This is a genomic window from Cellulomonas sp. plas2 (assembly GCF_057221735.1).
Window position 1 is genome coordinate 1,755,582 of record NZ_CM170155.1, and the last position, 17,289, is coordinate 1,772,870.

The following is a 17,289-nucleotide window of genomic DNA, read 5'->3' on the forward strand; positions in this document are numbered from 1 at the left end:
GGACGACGTGACGGGTGACCTGACCGACGACCGGACGGGCGACGACGCCGCGGGCGACGGTTCGACGGCGGGGACGTCCGCACCCGCGCGCGGGCCGTGGGACGTCGCGGAGGCGCCCGCGGGCGAGCGCGTCGACCTCGGTGCGCTGCGCGTGCCGGCCGTGCAGGGCATGGAGCTGCGCATGGAGGTCGACCAGCGCACGAAGACGGTGCAGGGCGTGCAGGTCGTCCTCGACGGCTCGTCGCTGCAGATGCAGGCCTTCGCCGCGCCGCGCACCGACGGCATCTGGGACGAGGTGCGCGCGGAGATCCGGACGCAGGTGACCGGCCAGGGCGGGTCCGTCGAGGAGCTGGACGGCCCCTTCGGCACGGAGCTGCTCGCCCGCCTGCCCGTCCGCACGCCGGACGGCCGCACGGCGCACCGACCCTTCCGCTTCCTCGGCACCGACGGCTCGCGCTGGTTCCTGCGCGGCCTGCTGTCCGGGCGCGCGGCGGTCGACCCCGAGGCGGCGCGGCGGCTCGAGGCGGTGTTCGCCGGCGTCGTCGTCGTGCGCGGCACCGAGGCGCGCCCGCCGCGGGAGCTCCTGCCGCTGCACCTGCCGGGCCGCCAGCCCGTCCCCCCGCCGCCGCCCGTCCCGGACGGCCGCCCCGACCTCGACCCGCTGACCCGCGGGCCCGAGATGACGGAGACCCGATGACCCTCAAGGAGAAGCTCGCGAAGGCCCTCGCCTCGCGGGCCGAGATCGAGGCCGACGAGGAGCGGGCCGAGTCCGTCGTCACCGGCGCCTGCACGCCGGTCCACGACCTGCCGGACCGCTGCCGCGCCACCGTCTCGGGCGTGGTGCGGGCCGTGACGCTGCGCCCGCGGGAGGGGGTGCCCGCCGTCGAGGCGGAGCTGTACGACGGCTCGGGCACGCTCGTGCTCGTCTGGCTCGGTCGTCGGGAGATCGCGGGCATCGAGCCCGGCCGCCGGCTGCGCGTCGAGGGCATGGCGTGCGAGAAGGGCGGCCGGCGCGTCATGTACAACCCCGGCTACGAGCTGCGCGCGCGGCCGGGCGAGTGAGCACGTCCGAGCCGCCGTCGCCCGTCGCGCCGGGGTCGGCGTCGTCGGACGGACCCGCGTCGGGACCTGCAGGGGCACCCGCGCGGCGCGGCCTGGGCGCCGTGGAGGCCGAGCACTTCGACGCCCTCGCCGCCGTCGGCGGGGTGCGCGGGGCGGTGGAGTCCGTCGCCCCGGGGTTGCTGTTCGTCGTCGTCTTCGTCGCCTCGGGGCAGCGGCTGGTGCCCGCCCTCGTCGCCTCCGCGGCCGCCGCGGTCGTCGCCGTGGTGGCGCGGCTCGTGCAGCGCACGCCGGTCACGCAGGCGCTCTCGGGCGTGCTGGGGGTCGCGGTGGGCGTCGTCTGGGCCTGGCGGACCGGCGACGCCGCCGACTACTTCGCCTACGGCCTGTGGGTGAACGTCGCCTACCTCGTGGGCACCCTGCTGAGCGTGCTCGTCCGGCTGCCGTTCGTGGGGCTCGTCCTCGGGCTCTTCCGGCCCGAGGGGCCCCTGACGGCGCAGGGCTCGTGGGCGGGCGCGCTGGCCTGGCGTCGGGACCCCGCGCAGGTGCGCCGCTACACGTGGGCGTCCTGGCCGTGGGTGGGCCTGTTCGCGGCGCGCCTCGCGGTGCAGGTGCCGCTCTACCTGGCCGGCGAGGTGGCGTGGCTGGGCACCGCCAAGCTCGTCATGGGGCTGCCGCTCACGGCGGTCGCCCTCTGGCTCAGCTGGGTCGTGCTCCGCGGGTCAGGAGCGTCTCGAGCGCCGCGCGGTCCGCGTCCCGCCCCGTGACGATGAGCAGCTCGTCGCCGACCTCGAGCGTGTCGTCGGGGCTCGGGGCGAGCGGCCGGGCGTCCCGCACGACGCAGGCCAGCACGGTGTCCTCCGGCCAGGCCACCTGACCCACGAGCGACCCGACGAGGGGCGACGACGGCGGCAGCGTCAGCTCGAGGATGTCGGCCTTCGACTGGTGGAACGTGAAGATGCTGACGAGGTCGCCGACGGCGACGGCCTCCTCGACCATCGACGTCATGATGCGCGGCGTCGACACGGCGACGTCCACGCCCCACGCCTCGTCGAACATCCACTCGTTCTTCGGGTTGTTCACGCGCGCCACCGTGCGCGGCACGCCGAACTCGGTCTTGGCCAGCAGCGAGATGACGAGGTTGGCCTTGTCGTCACCGGTCGCCGCGACCATGACGTCGCACTCGTCGGCGCGCACCTGCCGCAGCGTCGGCAGCTCGCACGCGTCGGCCAGCAGCCAGTCGGCGTCCGCCACCTGCGCCACCCGCATCGCGGTGGGCTGCCGGTCGACGAGCGTCACCTCGTGCCCGTGCCCGAGGAGCTCCCGGGCGATGGACCGGCCGACGGACCCGGCCCCCGCGATGACGACCCTCACGCCGTCACCACCGGTGCGACGGTGAGCACGCGCTCGACGGCGTCCGCGTCCGCGGTGCGCATGAGCACGTGCACCTGGTCGTTCTCCTGCAGGACGGTCCCCGCCGTGGGCAGCACGCCGGCACCGTAGCGGGTGACGTAGGCGACGCGTGCGCCGCTGGCCTCCTCCAGCGCGCGCAGCGGCTTGCCGACCCACGCCGCGTGCACGTCCACCTCCGCCAGGCGGACCTGCCCGGACGGGTCGCGGAACTCGTCCGTGGAGCCCAGCGGCAGCAGCCGACGCAGCACCTGCAGGGACGTCCAGCGCACGGTCGCGACCGTGGGGATGCCCAGCCGCTGGTAGATCTCCGCGCGGTGGGGGTCGTAGATGCGGGCGACGACGTTGTCGACGCCGTAGGTCTCCCGCACGACGCGCGCCGCGAGGATGTTGGAGTTGTCGCCGTCGGACACCGCCGCGAAGGCGTAGGCGTCCTCGATGCCCGCCTGGTGCAGCGTGTCCCGGTCGAAGCCGAGCCCCGTGACCTTGCGGCCGGAGAAGGTCTCGTCCAGGCGCCGGAACGCGTCCGGGTTCTGGTCGATGACCGCCACGCCGTGGCCGCGGCTCTCGAGCTCGTGCGCGAGCGAGGCGCCCACGCGACCACATCCCATGATGACGAAGTGCACGGTGCCGACCCTAGCGCCGGACCGGCGCCGCGCCTGCGTAGCATGGGCGCTCGTGCCCGACCTGACCGACGCCGCCAAGCGGCTCCTGCTGGGCCGCCCGGTCCGCAGCGACCGGATGGGGCACACCCTGCTCCCCAAGCGCATCGCGCTGCCGGTCTTCGCCTCCGACGCGCTGTCGTCGGTCGCGTACGCCCCCGACGAGATCCTCCTCACCCTGTCGCTGGCGGGCCTGGCGGCGACGACGATCTCGCCCTGGGTCGGCCTCGTCGTCGTCGTCGTCCTGGTGACGGTCATCGCCTCGTACCGGCAGAACGTGCACGCCTACCCCTCCGGGGGCGGCGACTACGAGGTGGCCACCGTCAACCTCGGCCCCCGCGCCGGCCTCACCGTCGCCAGCGCGCTGCTGGTCGACTACGCGCTGACCGTCGCGGTGTCCGTGTCGGCCGCCTCCCAGTACGCCGCCGCGGCCATCCCCGCGCTGCGCGGGGAGGAGGTCACGGTGGCGCTGTCGCTCATCGTCGTCCTCACCCTGCTCAACCTGCGGGGGGTGAAGGAGGCCGGCACGGCCTTCGCGGTCCCCGTCTACCTCTACATGGTCGTCATCGGCATCACGGCCCTCACCGGGCTCGTCCGGTGGGCGACGGGCTCGCTGCCCCTGGCGGAGTCGGCGGCCCTCGACGTGGCGCCGGTGCCCGGTTACGAGACGGGGCTGGCCGGCGCGGCCGGGCTGTTCCTCGTCCTGCGGGCCTTCGCGTCGGGGTCGACGGCCCTCACCGGTGTCGAGGCGATCAGCAACGGCGTCCCCGCCTTCCGCAAGCCCAAGTCCCGCAACGCGGCCACGACGCTGGCCCTGCTCGGCACGATCAGCTCCTTCCTCGTCCTGTCGATCCTCTTCCTGGCGCGCGAGACGAAGGTCCACTACGTGGAGGACCCGGGCGAGCAGCTCCTGCGCGACGGGGTGCCGGTGGGCTACGGGTACGTGCAGGACCCCGTCATCACGCAGCTGTCCCAGGCCGTGTTCTCGGGCTTCCCCGTCGCGGCGGTCCTCGTCGCCGTCGTCACGGGCCTCATCCTCGTGCTGGCCGCCAACACCGCCTTCAACGGGTTCCCGGTGCTCGGCTCGATCCTCGCCAAGGACGGGTTCCTCCCGCGCCAGCTGCACACCCGCGGCGACCGGCTGGCGCTGTCGAACGGCATCGTCACGCTGGCCGTCGGCGCGGGCGTGCTGGTGTTCGCCTTCCACGCCGACGTCACGCTGCTCATCCCGCTGTACACGGTGGGCGTGTTCGTGTCCTTCACGCTGTCCCAGCTCGGCATGCTGCGGCACTGGAACCGGCACCTGCGCACGGAGCCGGACCCCGTGGCACGCGCCCGGATGCGCCGCTCGCGGCTCGTCAACGGCATCGGCTTCTCCATGACGGCCGTCGTGCTCGTCGTGGTGCTCATCACGAAGTTCGCGCTCGGCGCGTGGATCGCCATCCTGGCGATGCTCGTCATCTTCACGCTCATGAACGGGATCCGCCGGCACTACGACCGGGTCCGCCGGGAGCTCGACCTCGACAGCGGCAGCCCCGACGCGCGCGCCCTGCCCAGCCGCGTGCACGCGATCGTCCTCGTCTCGCGCGTGCACCGGCCGACCCTGCGCGCGCTGGCCTACGCACGGGCCTCGCGCCCGCAGGTCCTCGAGGCCGTGACGGTGGCGGTCGACCCCGAGGACGTCGCGCCGCTGCGCGCCGCGTGGGACGCCCTCGACCTGCCCGTGCCGCTCAAGGTGCTCGACTCGCCGTTCCGGGAGATCACCCGGCCGGTCCTCATGTACGTGCGGTCCGTGCGGCGGGAGAGCCCGCGCGACCTCGTCGTCGTCTACATCCCGGAGTACGTCGTGGGCCACTGGTGGGAGCACCTCCTGCACAACCAGAGCGCGCTGCGCCTCAAGGGGCGGCTGCTGTTCACGCCGGGCGTCGTCGTGGCGTCCGTCCCGTGGCAGCTCTCGTCGTCGGCGGGGCAGACCGGGCTCGAGGACGCGGTGCGGCAGACGCGGACCCGGGGTGTCTGAGCGCGGCGCGCGGCCCGGCCGGCCGCCGCGGGGACGCCGGCCCCGGCCCCGGCCGGCGGCGGACCCCGGACGCGCCGGGGAGGTCGTCGAGCTCGACGTCGGCGCGCCGGCGCACGGCGGGCACTGCGTCGCGCGCTTCGAGGGCCGCGTCGTCTTCGTCCGGCACACGCTGCCCGGTGAGCGCGTGCGGGCCCGCCTGACGGACGCCGGCGAGGGCGCCTCGTTCTGGCGCGCGGACGCCGTCGAGGTCCTGACCGCGTCGCCCGACCGGGTGCCGTCCGCCTGGCCCGAGGCGGGGGCCGGCGGGGTCGGCGGCGCGGAGCTCGCGCACGTGGCCCTGCCCGCGCAGCGGGCCTGGAAGGCGGCCGTGCTGTCCGAGCAGCTGCGGCGGATCGCGCACCTGGACCGCGACGTCCCCGTGCACGCGCTGCCCGAGGACGACGAGCGGGGCGGGCTGCACTACCGCACCCGGGTGGAGCTCGTGGCCGACGACGAGGGCCGCGCGGGGATGCGCGGCCCGCGCTCGCACGCCGTGCACCCGGTGACGTCGCTGCCGCTGGCGGTGGAGGCGATCGAGGCCCTGGACCTGCCCGGGCGGCGGTGGCCCGCGGGGGCGCGCATCGAGGCGGTGGCGCCGGCGTCCGGGGACGCGCCGGTGGTGCTCGTCGACGGGGTGCCCTGGGACCTGGGCCGCGGCCGGCCGGACCCGCGCCCGAACGCGCGGCGCACGGTGCACGAGGAGGTCCGCGTGCGCGGGACGACCTACCGGTACCGGGTGCAGGCCGCGGGCTTCTGGCAGGTGCACCGGCGCGCGCCCGAGGTGCTGACGGCGGCCGTGCTCGACGGGCTGGGGGACGTGACCGGGGCGACCGTGCTGGACCTCTACGCCGGGGCGGGGCTGTTCACGGCCGTGCTCGCGGACGCCGTGGGGGCCGCCGGCCGCGTGGTCGGCGTCGAGGGCGACGAGCGGGCCGTGCGCGACGCCCGTCGGACGCTGCACGACCGTCCCCAGGTGCTGCTGCGCACGGGCGAGGTCGGGGACGTGCTCACGCGGGCGGGTGCCGACGCGGACGCGGGTGCGCCCGCGGACGGGGCGGCCGACGGCGGGGCCGGGGCGCTGCCGGACGCCGTGGACGCGGTCGTGCTGGACCCCTCGCGCGCCGGCGCCGGACGGCGCGTGCTCGACGCGGTCGCCGCGCTCGCGCCGCGACGGGTCGTCCACGTGGCCTGCGACCCCGCGGCGCTGGCGCGCGACGTCGGGCTGCTCGTCGGGCACGGGTACCGGCTCGACGACGTGCAGGGGTACGACCTATTCCCCATGACCCACCACGTCGAGGCCGTGGCGGTGCTGACCCGGGCGTGAGCGTCTAGCGTGGACGCGAGCCGGACCGTCCCGGGCCCGGCCGGAGGGAGACCACCGTGACGCAGGCACAGGGTGGGCAGGCCGAGCAGGCCGCGCAGGAGCCCACGACGACGGGGCGGTACGCCGAGCGGCAGCGCGCCGCAGCCGCCGAGCTGCACAAGACCGGCACGCCGGACTATGACCCGCGCAGCCACGAGCGTGCCGTCGAGGCCACGCGCAAGGCGCAGGACGCGGCGCGCCGCGGCGAGGTCGAGCCGGGGGACTGACGGCAGGACCGACGGCAGGACCGACGGCAGGACCGACGGCAGGACCGACGGCAGGACCGACGGCACGACCGTGGTCCGGGTCCGGCCCGGGCGCCCCGACGACGGGGTCGCCCGGGCCGGACGGTCCCGGCGTGTCCGAGACGAGGGGCGACCCCGACGCCCGTCGTCATGTATCTTGACGTCGAGATAATTGGGTCCCGCCGGACCCCTAGGCTGAGCCGGGGGCGCCGGCGACCCGCTGGACCGGCACGGGGACGTCCGCGAGACGTCCCGTCGTAGCGAAGGAGCACCACGTGAGCAGTGTCGACAGCTTCGGATCGAAGGGAACCCTGACGGTGGGGGACGCCTCCTACGAGGTGTACCGGCTGTCGGCCGTGCCGGGCGTGGAGCGCCTGCCCTACAGCCTCAAGGTCCTCGCCGAGAACCTGCTGCGGACCGAGGACGGCGCCAACATCACCGCCGAGCACGTGCGCGCGCTCGCCGCGTGGGACCCGGCGGCCGAGCCGGACACGGAGATCCAGTTCACGCCGGCCCGCGTCGTCATGCAGGACTTCACGGGCGTGCCCTGCGTCGTCGACCTCGCCACGATGCGTGAGGCGGTCGCGGACCTGGGCGGTGACCCGGCGCGGATCAACCCGCTGGCCCCGGCCGAGCTCGTCATCGACCACTCCGTGCAGATCGACGTCGCCGGGCGCGCCGACGCCTTCGAGCGCAACGTCGAGCTCGAGTACGAGCGCAACGTCGAGCGCTACCAGTTCCTGCGCTGGGGCCAGACGGCGTTCGACGACTTCAAGGTCGTGCCGCCGGGCACCGGCATCGTCCACCAGGTCAACATCGAGTACCTGGCCCGCACGGTGATGACGCGTGAGGTCGACACGCAGGACGGCACCGTCGTGCGCGCGTACCCGGACACCTGCGTCGGCACCGACTCGCACACGACGATGGTCAACGGCCTCGGCGTGCTGGGCTGGGGCGTCGGCGGCATCGAGGCCGAGGCCGCCATGCTGGGCCAGCCCGTCTCGATGCTCATCCCGCGCGTCGTCGGGTTCAAGCTCTCGGGCCAGATCCCCTCGGGCGTGACGGCGACGGACGTGGTGCTGACCATCACGCAGATGCTGCGCAAGCACGGGGTCGTCGGGAAGTTCGTCGAGTTCTACGGCGACGGCGTCGCGGCGGTGCCGCTGGCCAACCGCGCCACCATCGGCAACATGAGCCCGGAGTTCGGCTCGACCTGCGCGATCTTCCCCATCGACGGCGTCACGCTGGACTACCTGCGCCTCACGGGGCGCGACGACGAGCGGGTCGCCCTCGTGGAGGCCTACGCCAAGGAGCAGGGCCTCTGGCACGACCCGTCGGCGGCCGGCTACGTCGAGCCGGTGTTCTCGGAGTACCTCGAGCTGGACCTGTCGACGGTCGTGCCGTCGATCGCCGGCCCGAAGCGCCCCCAGGACCGCATCGAGCTGTCGGCGGCGCGCGAGGCGTTCGCGTCCGCGATCCTCGACTACGTCGGCGACGACGAGGCCGCGCCGTTCCGCGGGCTCGACGAGTCCGTCGAGGAGACCTTCCCGGCCTCCGACCCGATCGCCGCCGGCGCGCACGCCGACGCCTCCGCCGCCCCGGTCGAGGCCGGCCACGGCGACGTCGACCGCCGCCCGCACAAGCGCGTCCCGGTGACGCTGGCCGACGGCACGACGACCGAGCTGGACCACGGCGCCGTCGTCATCGCCTCCATCACCTCGTGCACCAACACGTCGAACCCCTCGGTCATGCTGGCCGCGGGCCTGCTGGCCAAGAACGCGGTCGACAAGGGCCTCGTCGCCCAGCCGTGGGTGAAGACGTCGATGGCGCCGGGCTCGAAGGTCGTCACGGACTACTACGAGCGGGCCGGGCTGTGGCCCTACCTCGAGAAGCTCGGCTTCCACCTCGTCGGCTACGGCTGCGCCACCTGCATCGGCAACTCGGGCCCGCTGCCCGAGGAGGTCTCGGCGGTCGTCAACGAGCAGGACCTCGCCGTGGTGTCCGTGCTGTCGGGCAACCGCAACTTCGAGGGGCGCATCAACCCCGACGTGAAGATGAACTACCTCGCCTCCCCGCCGCTGGTCATCGCCTACGCGCTGGCGGGGACGATGGACTTCGACTTCGAGGCCCAGCCCCTGGGCACGACGACGGACGGCGAGCCCGTCTTCCTGCGCGACATCTGGCCGTCCGCGGCGGAGGTGCAGGCGACGATCGACCAGGCCATCCGCCGCGACATGTTCACGAACGACTACGCGGACGTCTTCGCGGGTGACGAGCGCTGGCAGGGCCTGCCCACGCCCGAGGGCGCGACCTTCGCGTGGGACGCGGAGTCCACGTACGTCCGCAAGCCCCCGTACTTCGACGGCATGACCGCCACGCCGGCGCCCGTCACCGACATCACGGGCGCCCGCGTCCTGGCCAAGCTCGGGGACTCGGTGACCACCGACCACATCAGCCCGGCCGGCAGCATCAAGCCCGACAGCCCCGCGGGGCAGTACCTGTCCGAGCACGGCGTGCCGCGCAAGGACTTCAACTCCTACGGCTCGCGCCGCGGCAACCACGAGGTGATGATCCGCGGCACCTTCGCCAACATCCGGCTGCGCAACCAGCTCGTGCCGGGCGTGGAGGGCGGGTACACGAAGAACCTCCTCACGGGTGAGCAGACGTCGATCTACGACGCCTCGGTCGCCTACCAGGCGGCGGGCGTGCCCCTCGTCGTGCTCGGCGGCAAGGAGTACGGCTCGGGCTCCTCGCGGGACTGGGCGGCCAAGGGCACCAGCCTGCTGGGGGTCAAGGCCGTCGTCGCGGAGAGCTTCGAGCGCATCCACCGCTCCAACCTCATCGGGATGGGCGTGCTGCCGCTGCAGTTCCCCGCCGGGGAGTCGGCCGCCTCGCTCGGCCTGGACGGGACGGAGACGTTCGACATCGCCGGCGTCACCGCGCTCAACGAGGGCATGACGCCGCGCACGCTGCCCGTGACCGCGACGAAGGAGGACGGCTCGGTCGTGACCTTCGACGCCGTCCTGCGCATCGACACCCCCGGCGAGGCGGACTACTACCGCAACGGCGGCATCCTGCAGTACGTGCTCCGCTCGCTCGTCGCCGCCTGACGGCTGCGACGCCTGACGACGGCGGTCGGTCCCCCCGGGGCCGGCCGCCGTCGCCGTGCTGCCGCCGTCGCCGTGCTGCCGCCGGTGCCGTCACCCCGCCGCGCGCGCGAGGGCCGCGTGCGGCGCAGGATGGACGGATGCCCACCACCAGCGCCGGGATCCTGCTGCACCGCCGGCGCTCCGGCGTGCTCGAGGTGCTCGTCGCGCACATGGGCGGGCCGATGTGGCGCCGCCGGCAGGAGCGCGCCTGGACCGCGCCCAAGGGGGAGATCGAGCCGGGGGAGGACGCCGAGACGGCGGCGCGGCGGGAGTTCACCGAGGAGCTCGGCCTGCCCGTGCCGGACGTGCCCCTGCACGACCTCGGGGCGTTCCGCTACCGCTCGGGCAAGGTGGTCGTGCTCCTCACCGGCGAGGCCGACCTCGACGTCACGACGATCGTCCCGGGCAGGACGACCATCGAGTGGCCGCCGCGGTCCGGACGGCGTCTCGAGGTGCCGGAGGTCGACGAGGCGCGGTGGGTGGACGCGGGCACCGCGCGGCGGCTGCTCGTCGCCGGGCAGGCGCCCGCCGTCGACGCGCTGGAGGCGGCCGTCGGGGCCTGACTCCGCCCCGTGCCGGGCCCTGTGCGGGCTCGGCGTCGCCCGGCCCCCGCGTCAGTCCTCGCGCGCCAGCTCCCCGACGGCCGCGTCGCCGTCCCGCGCGAGGTCGGGGTGCTGGTCCGGATGGGCGGCGAGCACGGGGGCCAGCGCCGCCGCCCACGCCCGCGCGCGTCGCCACGTGGCGGCCGCGTCGGCCGGCGGGACCCCCGCCGTCGCGCCCACCGCGTCCGTGCGGGCGCGGAACGCCACCCGGCCGGGGGCGTCGAAGGTCAACCAGGCGGTGGCGAGGTCGGAGGCCGGGTCCCCGGCGGTGACGTCGCCGAAGTCGAGCAGCCCCGCCAGCCGCCCGCCGTCGACCAGCAGGTTCGCCGGGTGCAGGTCGCCGTGGAGCCACACCGGAGGACCGGTCCACGGGTCGGCGGCCAGGCCGTCGTCCCAGGCGGCGACGAGGACGCGGCGCCGGCGGGCCGGCAGCGCGTCGAGGCGCGCGCGCACGGCCTCGTCCCGGTCGGCCAGAGGGACCCCGCGGTAGGGGTTGGGCGGCGCGTCGGCCGGGGCGGGGACGTGCAGCGCCGCCAGCGCGTCCGCCAGCGCGTCCGCCCAGGACGCGCGCCCGGCCCGCGGGGTCGCCGCCGCGGCGGTGCCGGGCAGCCACGGCACGACGCTCCAGGGCCAGGGGAAGCCGGCGCCCGGCGCGCCGACGCGGACGGGCACGGGAGCGGGGACGGGCAGCCGCGTCGCGAGCCGCGGCAGCCACCGCTGCTCGTGCACGACGAGGGGGGCGGACGCGGCCCGGACGGGCAGCCGGACGACGAGGTCGTCGCCCAGACGCCACAGCGCGTTGTCCCAGCCCGTGCCGAGGGGGCGCAGCGGGAGACCGGCGAGGTCGGGGTGCTGCTGCTCGAGCAGCCGCCGCACGAGCGGCGCGTCGACGACGACCTCGTGCAGCGGGTGCGGTGGAGGCGGGTAGGGCGCGGTCACGGGTGCACGACCCGGTCGGGCGACCAGGGCAGGGTCCAGCCCAGGGCGTCGAACATGCCGTCGAGGACCAGGGCGGTGAAGCCCCAGACGAGCACGTCGCCGACCGTGAAGGCGGGACCGGTCCACACGCCGCCCGGCGTCCGGTGGCGCGTCACCGCGCGGTGCGCCGGGTCGAGGAGGTCCGCCACGGGCACGCGGAAGACGTCGACGGTCTCCGCGTGGTCGACCGCGGCGACGTCCGAGGGCCGGGTCCACCAGGCGGGCACCGGCGTCACCACGTGCCGGCTGATCGGCACCGGCAGCGGCGCGAGCTCGCCGAGGACGTCCACCCCCGAAGGGTCCAGGCCCACCTCCTCGGCGGCCTCGCGCAGGGCGGCGGCGCCGGCGGAGGCGTCCCCGGGCTCGAGGCGGCCGCCGGGGAAGGCGACCTGGCCGGCGTGGTGGCCGAGGGTCGCGGCGCGGCGCTGCAGGAGCACGTCGAGGTCGCCTGCGACGGGCGCCGGGGCGTCGCGGTCCGCGGGCACGCCGTCCAGCACGCCGAACAGGACGAGGACGGCGGCCGGCCGCGCGTCGGGCCCGGCCCCGCCCCGGGCGGCGGCGGGCCGCCACTCCAGACCGTCGCGGCACAGCGCCTCGAGGTCGGCCCGTGCCCCGGCGGGGGTGCCGCCGCCGGACCCGGGGGACAGGCCCGCCGCACCCCCCGGCACGTTCAGCCCTGCGCCCGTGCGCGCGTCCGGACCTCGTCAGCCCAGGCGCCCAGCCCGGCGACGGCGGCCGGGACGAGGTCCGGCAGGTGCCGAGCGCCGTCACCCCGCACGCCGTCGCGGACCTCGTCGTCGAGCAGGCCACCCATGTCGGGGACGCCCAGCCAGAGGTCGAGCATCGACGGCTCGACCTCGAGGTGGAACTGCAGCCCCACGGCGCTGCCGGCGCGGAACGCCTGGACCGGGGTGGCCGGGGTGGACGCCAGCAGGGTCGCGCCCGGCGGCAGGTCGACCGCGTCGTCGTGCCAGTGCAGGACGGTCGGGCGCGGGCCGAGCGGCGCGAGCACCGGGTCGTCGGCGACCACGTCCACGGGGGCGAAGCCGATCTCCGTCCCGTGCCGGCGGTGCAGGCGCGCGCCGAGGGCCAGCGCGAGGACCTGCATGCCGAGGCACACGCCGAGCACGGGCACGTCCGCCTCGACCGCCGCCGCGACGAGGCGCCGCTCGGCGGCCAGCCCCGGGTGGTTGCGCTCGTCGTCGGCGTCCACCGCCCCGCCCATCACGACGAGACCGCCGAGGTCCGCCACGGACGGCAGGCGCGGCTCGGCGACGTCGAGCACGGTCCGCACGCCGTAGGGGATGCCGTCCAGGGCCCGGCTGATCATGCCCGGGCCCTCGTGCGGGGCGTGGGTGAGGACGAGGACGGGTCGCACCACGGCCGTCACCACCCGTCGGGGAGGGGCCGGCCCTCGTCGTACCCGGCGGCGGACTGCACGCCCACGACCGCCCGCGCGTGGAGCTCCTCGAGCGAGCTCGCGCCGACGTAGGTGGCCGCCGAGCGCACCCCGGACGTGATGTGGTCGACGAGGTCCTCGACCCCGGGGCGCCGCGGGTCCAGGTACATGCGCGAGGAGGAGATGCCCTCCTCGTACAGCGCCTTGCGCGCCCGCTCGAACGCCGAGCCGCCGCGCGTGCGCGCCGCGACGGCCCGCGCGGAGGCCATCCCGAACGACTCCTTGTAGAGGCGGCCGGTGCCGTCCTCGTGCAGGTCGCCGGGGGACTCGTAGGTCCCCGCGAACCAGGAGCCCACCATGACCTGCGAGGCGCCGGCGGCCAGCGCGAGCGCGACGTCGCGCGGGTGGCGGACGCCGCCGTCGGCCCACACGTGGGCGCCCAGCTCGCGGGCGCGGGCGGCGCACTCCAGCACGGCGGAGAACTGCGGCCGGCCGACCGCGGTCATCATGCGCGTGGTGCACATGGCGCCGGGCCCGACGCCGACCTTGACGATGTCCGCCCCCGCGGCGACGAGGTCCTCCACGCCGGCGGCCGTGACGACGTTGCCGGCCACGACGGGCACGTGCGGGGACAGCGAGCGCACGGCCGCCAGCGCCTCGAGCGTCTTGCGCTGGTGCCCGTGGGCGGTGTCGACGACGAGCGTGTCGACGCCCGCCTCGAGCAGCCCGGCGGCCTTGGCGCGCACGTCGCCGTTGATGCCGACCGCCGCGGCCACGCGCAGGCGTCCGCGGTCGTCGACGGCCGGGGCGTAGATGGACGAGCGCAGGGCGCCCGTGCGCGTCAGGACCCCCACCAGCAGGCCGTCGCGCACGACGGGGGAGAACCGCCGGCGGGACGCGTGCAGGTGCTCGAACGCCGCCTCGAGGCCGCGCACGCCGCCCGTCTCGACGACGTCGAGGTCGACCGTGGTCGGGTCCGCGGTCATGACCTCCGCGACCTGGGTGAACCGGTCCACGTCGCCGCAGTCGGCCTCGGTGACGACGCCGACGGGCCGTCCGTCCGCCACCACGACCGCGGCGCCGTGCGCGCGCTTGCCGATGAGCGTCAGCGCGGTGTGCACGGTGTCGGTCGGGTGCACGACGACCGCGGTCTCGACGACGGTGTGCCGGCTCTTCACGGACGCGACCACCTCGGCGACGACGTCCGTCGGGACGTCCTGCGGCAGGACGGCCATGCCGCCGCGCCGCGCGACGGTCTCCGCCATGCGGCGGCCGGCGACGGCGGTCATGTTCGCGACGACCAGCGGGATCGTCGTCCCCGTGCCGTCGCCCGTGGCGAGGTCGACGTCGAAGCGGGAGGTGATGTCCGACCGCGACGGGACGAGGAAGACGTCGCCGTAGGTCAGGTCGGAGGTGGGCTCGTGCCCGAACAGGAAGCGCATGAGGGGATCCCCTTTCCGAGGCATGGTACGCGAGCGTGCGCGGGGGCGGACGGGCGTCCCAGGGCGGTCCGGCGGGGCGGGCGCTACGGTCCGAGCGTGCTCGCCGCGCTCACCGGGGTGGGGCTGTCCGCCGCCGCCGGTCTCAACGCCTGGATCCCCGTGCTCGTCGTCGCGCTGCTCGCGCGCTTCACGGACCTGCTCGTGCTGCCCGCCGGGTGGGCGTGGCTCGAGAGCGGGTGGGCCATCGGGGCGACGGCGGTCCTGCTGCTCGTCGACGTCGTCCTCGACAAGGTGCCGGCCGTCGACTCGGTCAACGACGTGCTGCAGACGTTCGTGCGTCCCGCGACCGCCGGCCTGACGGTGGCGGCGACGACCGCCGCGGCGGACCTCGAGCGCTCGACGTGGGTGACGCAGCGGCCGTGGGTGCCGGTGCTGGCCGGCGTGGTCCTGGCGGGGGTCGTGCACCTGGGCAAGGCGACCCTGCGCCCGGTGGCGAACGCGGGCACCGGCGGCCTCGCGGCGCCCGTGCTCTCCACGGCGGAGGACGGGCTGGCCTTCACGCTGAGCGTCGCGGCCGTCCTGCTGCCGGTGCTGGTCCTGCTGCTGCTCGTGCTGGGCGTGTGGGGCTTCGTCGTGCTGCGCCGCCGCCGGGGTCGACGCCCGGCGGCGGCGGGGCTCACTCCTTCACGGCCCCCGCGCTGGCGTTCATGATCCGGCGCTGGAAGACGAAGAAGAGCACGGCGACGGGGATCGTCATGATGGCGGCCGCCCCGAGCTTCAGCGGGTAGAGGTTCCCCTGCCCGAGGCCGCCGGACGCGAGCTGCGCGACGCCCTTGGTGAGGTTGACGAGCTGCGGGTCCTGCGAGGCCACGATGAAGTGCGACAGCTCGTTCCACGACCCCTGGAACGAGAGGATGACGATGGTGACCAGCGCCGGCGTCGCCATCGGCAGGACGACCGACCACCACAGCCGGAGGGTGGACGCGCCGTCGATGCGCGCGGCCTCCTCGACGCTCGGCGGGATCGACTCGAAGAAGTTCTTCATGATGAAGATCCCCGCCGCGTCCGCGACGAGCGGGACGATGAGGCCGGCGAACGAGTTGTAGATCCCGAGCTGGTTGATGACCAGGAACTTGGGGATGAGCAGCACGACGTTCGGCACGGCCATGACGGCGACGAGACCCGCGAAGACCAGCCCGCGCCCGCGGAACCGCAGCCGGGCCAGCGCGTACCCCGCCAGGGAGTCGACGAGCACCCGCCCGGCGGTGACGGCCACGGCGACGACGACGGAGTTGCGGAACCACAGCGGGAAGTCCGACCGGGTGAACAGCTGCTGGTAGGCGGCGGTCGTCCAGGTCTGCGGCACGAGGGACAGGCCGCTGCCCGAGGCGTCGGCGTCCGTCTTGAACGACGTCGCCACCTGGATGAGGAACGGGTACACGTACACCACGGCCAGCACGACGACCGCGACGTAGACGAGGACCGCGCCGGGCCGCACCGGTCGCCGGCGGCGGCTGCCGGTGTGCGCGGCGGTGGGGGCGGGGCCGGCGCCGGTCGCGCGGGGGGTGACGGCAGCCGTGCTCATCGTCCGACCTCCGGGTCCAGGGTGACGGCGGCCTCGCCGGCACGCGGCGGCACGACGCCGCGGGCGGTGGGACCGGTGCCGCGCCCGACGGCCCCACCCGGCGGCACGGGGCGGTCCGGGGGCCCGTCGGGGTAGAAGCGCCGGCGGCGCGGGACGTCCCGCTCCCGCAGGACGACGCGCTGCACGAGCGTGAGCAGGACGATGATGGCGAAGAGGATGAACGCGATCGCCGCGCCGCGGGGGAAGTCGTTGTTGGCGAAGGCGGCGTTGTAGGACAGGTACGCGGGGGTGAGCGTCGTCTTGGCGGGGCCGCCCTGCGTGCCGGTGTAGATCTGGTCGAACACCTGCCAGGTCCCGATGAGGCCGAGCGTCACGACGGTGAACACCGTCGGACGCAGCATCGGCAGGGTCACCAGCCGGAACCGCTGCCACGCCGTGGTGCCGTCCATCATCGCGGCCTCCTCCACGTCGCCGGAGATCTGCTGCAGCGCCGCGAGGAAGAGCAGCATGAACGTCCCCGACGTGGTGAAGATGGCCATGAGGATGAAGGCGCTCATCGCGATGCTCGGCCCGGACAGCCAGTCCCACCACGTCACGCCCAGCAGCGACGACCCGGTGAGCGCGGCCGGCCCGGAGTCCACGCCGAGCGCGCCGAGCACCACGTGCAGCACCCCGCGCGGGTCCTGGAACCAGTTCGGCCCGTTGGCGCCGAACCAGGACAGCAGGCCGTTGACGGCCCCGGACGCGGAGAAGAGGAACAGCCAGAGCACCGTGATGGCCACCGAGCTCGTCACGCTGGGGAAGTAGAAGGCGGTGCGGAACAGGCCGCGCCCGCGCAGGTACCTGCGGTTGACCAGCACCGCGAGCCCCAGCGACAGCGCCGTCTGCAGCGGCACGACGAGCAGCACGTAGTAGAGGTTGTTGCGCAGGGAGGTGCCGAAGTCCTTCGTCGCCAGGCCCGAGCCCGCCAGGAGCTCGGAGTAGTTCTGCCCGCCGACGAAGCCGACGCCCGACGCGAACGGGCTGCCGCGCCCGGTCCAGTCGGAGACGCTCACCCACGCCGCCATGAGCACGGGCACGACGAGGAACAGGCCGAGCAGGACGAGCATGGGGGAGATGAACAGCCAGCCGGCGGCGGCCTCCGCCCCGCGGGCGCCCGAGCCGCGGCGGCGGCGGGGTATGCGCTCTGCGGATCCGGGGCGGGGTGCGCTGCCGGCGGCCCGTGCCTGCGACGTCGTCGTCACGACGGCCCTCCTGGTCTGGGGGTCGGTGCGGGTGGGGGGTGGGACGGCGGGGGCGGGTGGCCCGGCGGTGGTGACCGCCGGGCCACCCGGGA

General features: G+C 75.4%; 17 protein-coding genes. 9 read left to right on the forward strand and 8 right to left on the reverse strand.

Going from position 1 to position 17,289, the window contains the following annotated elements; genetic code table 11:
- The first annotated feature begins 7 nt into the window (after positions 1 to 7).
- Genes AC2TDM_RS07815 through AC2TDM_RS07825 form a run of 3 tightly spaced genes read left to right on the forward strand, consistent with a single transcriptional unit; the run spans position 8 to position 1,826 of the window.
- Positions 8 to 697, forward strand: a complete 690-nt coding sequence (locus AC2TDM_RS07815) for a DUF3710 domain-containing protein (protein WP_484636286.1) — start codon at positions 8 to 10, stop codon at positions 695 to 697.
- Entirely contained in the window at positions 694 to 1,062 is a 369-nt protein-coding gene (locus AC2TDM_RS07820) for an OB-fold nucleic acid binding domain-containing protein (RefSeq protein WP_090030758.1), read from the forward strand. The genes AC2TDM_RS07815 and AC2TDM_RS07820 overlap by 4 nt, the downstream gene beginning before the upstream one ends.
- A complete protein-coding gene (locus AC2TDM_RS07825) occupies positions 1,059 to 1,826 on the forward strand; it encodes a DUF3159 domain-containing protein (protein WP_090030760.1) in 768 nt (255 codons plus the stop codon). Before AC2TDM_RS07820 ends, AC2TDM_RS07825 begins: the two co-directional genes overlap by 4 nt.
- On the opposite strand, the gene AC2TDM_RS07830 is transcribed toward AC2TDM_RS07825, so the two are convergent.
- Both AC2TDM_RS07830 and AC2TDM_RS07835 read right to left on the reverse strand, forming a co-directional pair.
- Positions 1,759 to 2,433 (reverse strand): potassium channel family protein, encoded by a 675-nt coding sequence (locus AC2TDM_RS07830; protein ID WP_090030761.1) that lies wholly within the window; start codon positions 2,431 to 2,433, stop codon positions 1,759 to 1,761. The two genes, AC2TDM_RS07825 and AC2TDM_RS07830, sit on opposite strands and share 68 nt — an antisense overlap.
- Complete coding sequence (locus AC2TDM_RS07835; RefSeq protein WP_090030958.1) at positions 2,430 to 3,080, reverse strand: potassium channel family protein; 651 nt, start codon at positions 3,078 to 3,080, stop codon at positions 2,430 to 2,432. Before AC2TDM_RS07835 ends, AC2TDM_RS07830 begins: the two co-directional genes overlap by 4 nt.
- A gap of 67 nt (positions 3,081 to 3,147) precedes the next feature.
- Between AC2TDM_RS07835 and AC2TDM_RS07840 the strand changes: the two genes are divergently transcribed.
- From AC2TDM_RS07840 to AC2TDM_RS07860, 5 genes are all read left to right on the forward strand, one after another.
- Positions 3,148 to 5,151, forward strand: coding sequence for an APC family permease (locus tag AC2TDM_RS07840; protein ID WP_484636287.1), 2,004 nt, complete (start codon positions 3,148 to 3,150; stop codon positions 5,149 to 5,151).
- On the forward strand, positions 5,144 to 6,514 hold the full coding sequence (locus tag AC2TDM_RS07845; RefSeq protein WP_090030765.1) for a class I SAM-dependent RNA methyltransferase: 1,371 nt from the start codon (positions 5,144 to 5,146) through the stop codon (positions 6,512 to 6,514). The genes AC2TDM_RS07840 and AC2TDM_RS07845 overlap by 8 nt, the downstream gene beginning before the upstream one ends.
- 56 nt (positions 6,515 to 6,570) lie before the next feature.
- A complete protein-coding gene (locus AC2TDM_RS07850; RefSeq protein WP_090030766.1) occupies positions 6,571 to 6,780 on the forward strand; it encodes a hypothetical protein in 210 nt (69 codons plus the stop codon).
- A gap of 293 nt (positions 6,781 to 7,073) precedes the next feature.
- The gene (locus AC2TDM_RS07855) at positions 7,074 to 9,908 is read left to right on the forward strand and encodes an aconitate hydratase (protein ID WP_484636288.1); all 2,835 of its coding nucleotides are present in this window, start codon (positions 7,074 to 7,076) and stop codon (positions 9,906 to 9,908) included.
- Between the two features lie 137 nt (positions 9,909 to 10,045).
- Positions 10,046 to 10,510, forward strand: coding sequence for an NUDIX hydrolase (locus tag AC2TDM_RS07860; RefSeq protein WP_090030770.1), 465 nt, complete (start codon positions 10,046 to 10,048; stop codon positions 10,508 to 10,510).
- Positions 10,511 to 10,561: 51 nt separating this feature from the next.
- On the opposite strand, the gene AC2TDM_RS07865 is transcribed toward AC2TDM_RS07860, so the two are convergent.
- The 4 genes from AC2TDM_RS07865 to AC2TDM_RS07880 are packed head-to-tail and all read right to left on the reverse strand — an operon-like array spanning position 10,562 to position 14,368.
- A complete protein-coding gene (locus AC2TDM_RS07865; protein ID WP_484636289.1) occupies positions 10,562 to 11,488 on the reverse strand; it encodes an aminoglycoside phosphotransferase family protein in 927 nt (308 codons plus the stop codon).
- Complete coding sequence (locus tag AC2TDM_RS07870) at positions 11,485 to 12,195, reverse strand: NUDIX hydrolase (protein ID WP_373308456.1); 711 nt, start codon at positions 12,193 to 12,195, stop codon at positions 11,485 to 11,487. The genes AC2TDM_RS07865 and AC2TDM_RS07870 overlap by 4 nt, the downstream gene beginning before the upstream one ends.
- 2 nt (positions 12,196 to 12,197) lie before the next feature.
- Positions 12,198 to 12,908 carry a type 1 glutamine amidotransferase gene (locus tag AC2TDM_RS07875; protein WP_484636290.1) on the reverse strand — a complete coding sequence of 237 codons (711 nt, stop codon included), beginning with the start codon at positions 12,906 to 12,908 and terminating at the stop codon, positions 12,198 to 12,200.
- 5 nt (positions 12,909 to 12,913) lie between these two features.
- Positions 12,914 to 14,368: a GuaB1 family IMP dehydrogenase-related protein gene (locus AC2TDM_RS07880; protein WP_484636291.1), complete on the reverse strand. Its 1,455-nt coding sequence runs from the start codon at positions 14,366 to 14,368 to the stop codon at positions 12,914 to 12,916.
- 96 nt (positions 14,369 to 14,464) lie between these two features.
- Here AC2TDM_RS07880 and AC2TDM_RS07885 point away from each other — a divergent pair, with 96 nt between their 5' ends.
- On the forward strand, positions 14,465 to 15,079 hold the full coding sequence (locus AC2TDM_RS07885; RefSeq protein WP_484636292.1) for a DUF4126 domain-containing protein: 615 nt from the start codon (positions 14,465 to 14,467) through the stop codon (positions 15,077 to 15,079).
- On the opposite strand, the gene AC2TDM_RS07890 is transcribed toward AC2TDM_RS07885, so the two are convergent.
- On the reverse strand, positions 15,045 to 15,953 hold the full coding sequence (locus AC2TDM_RS07890) for a carbohydrate ABC transporter permease (protein ID WP_090030778.1): 909 nt from the start codon (positions 15,951 to 15,953) through the stop codon (positions 15,045 to 15,047). The two genes, AC2TDM_RS07885 and AC2TDM_RS07890, sit on opposite strands and share 35 nt — an antisense overlap.
- Positions 15,950 to 17,197: a carbohydrate ABC transporter permease gene (locus AC2TDM_RS07895; RefSeq protein ID WP_484636293.1), complete on the reverse strand. Its 1,248-nt coding sequence runs from the start codon at positions 17,195 to 17,197 to the stop codon at positions 15,950 to 15,952. Before AC2TDM_RS07895 ends, AC2TDM_RS07890 begins: the two co-directional genes overlap by 4 nt.
- Positions 17,198 to 17,289 lie beyond the last annotated feature (92 nt).

Bases quoted from the DNA above. Each gene is read 5' to 3' on its own strand.
- AC2TDM_RS07890 (WP_090030778.1), bottom strand. From the start codon at position 15,953: ATGAGCACGGCTGCCGTCACCCCCCGCGCGACCGGCGCCGGCCCCGCC.
- AC2TDM_RS07820 (WP_090030758.1), top strand. From the start codon at position 694: ATGACCCTCAAGGAGAAGCTCGCGAAGGCCCTCGCCTCGCGGGCCGAG.
- AC2TDM_RS07880 (WP_484636291.1), bottom strand. From the start codon at position 14,368: ATGCGCTTCCTGTTCGGGCACGAGCCCACCTCCGACCTGACCTACGGC.
- AC2TDM_RS07835 (WP_090030958.1), bottom strand. From the start codon at position 3,080: ATGGGATGTGGTCGCGTGGGCGCCTCGCTCGCGCACGAGCTCGAGAGC.
- AC2TDM_RS07860 (WP_090030770.1), top strand. From the start codon at position 10,046: ATGCCCACCACCAGCGCCGGGATCCTGCTGCACCGCCGGCGCTCCGGC.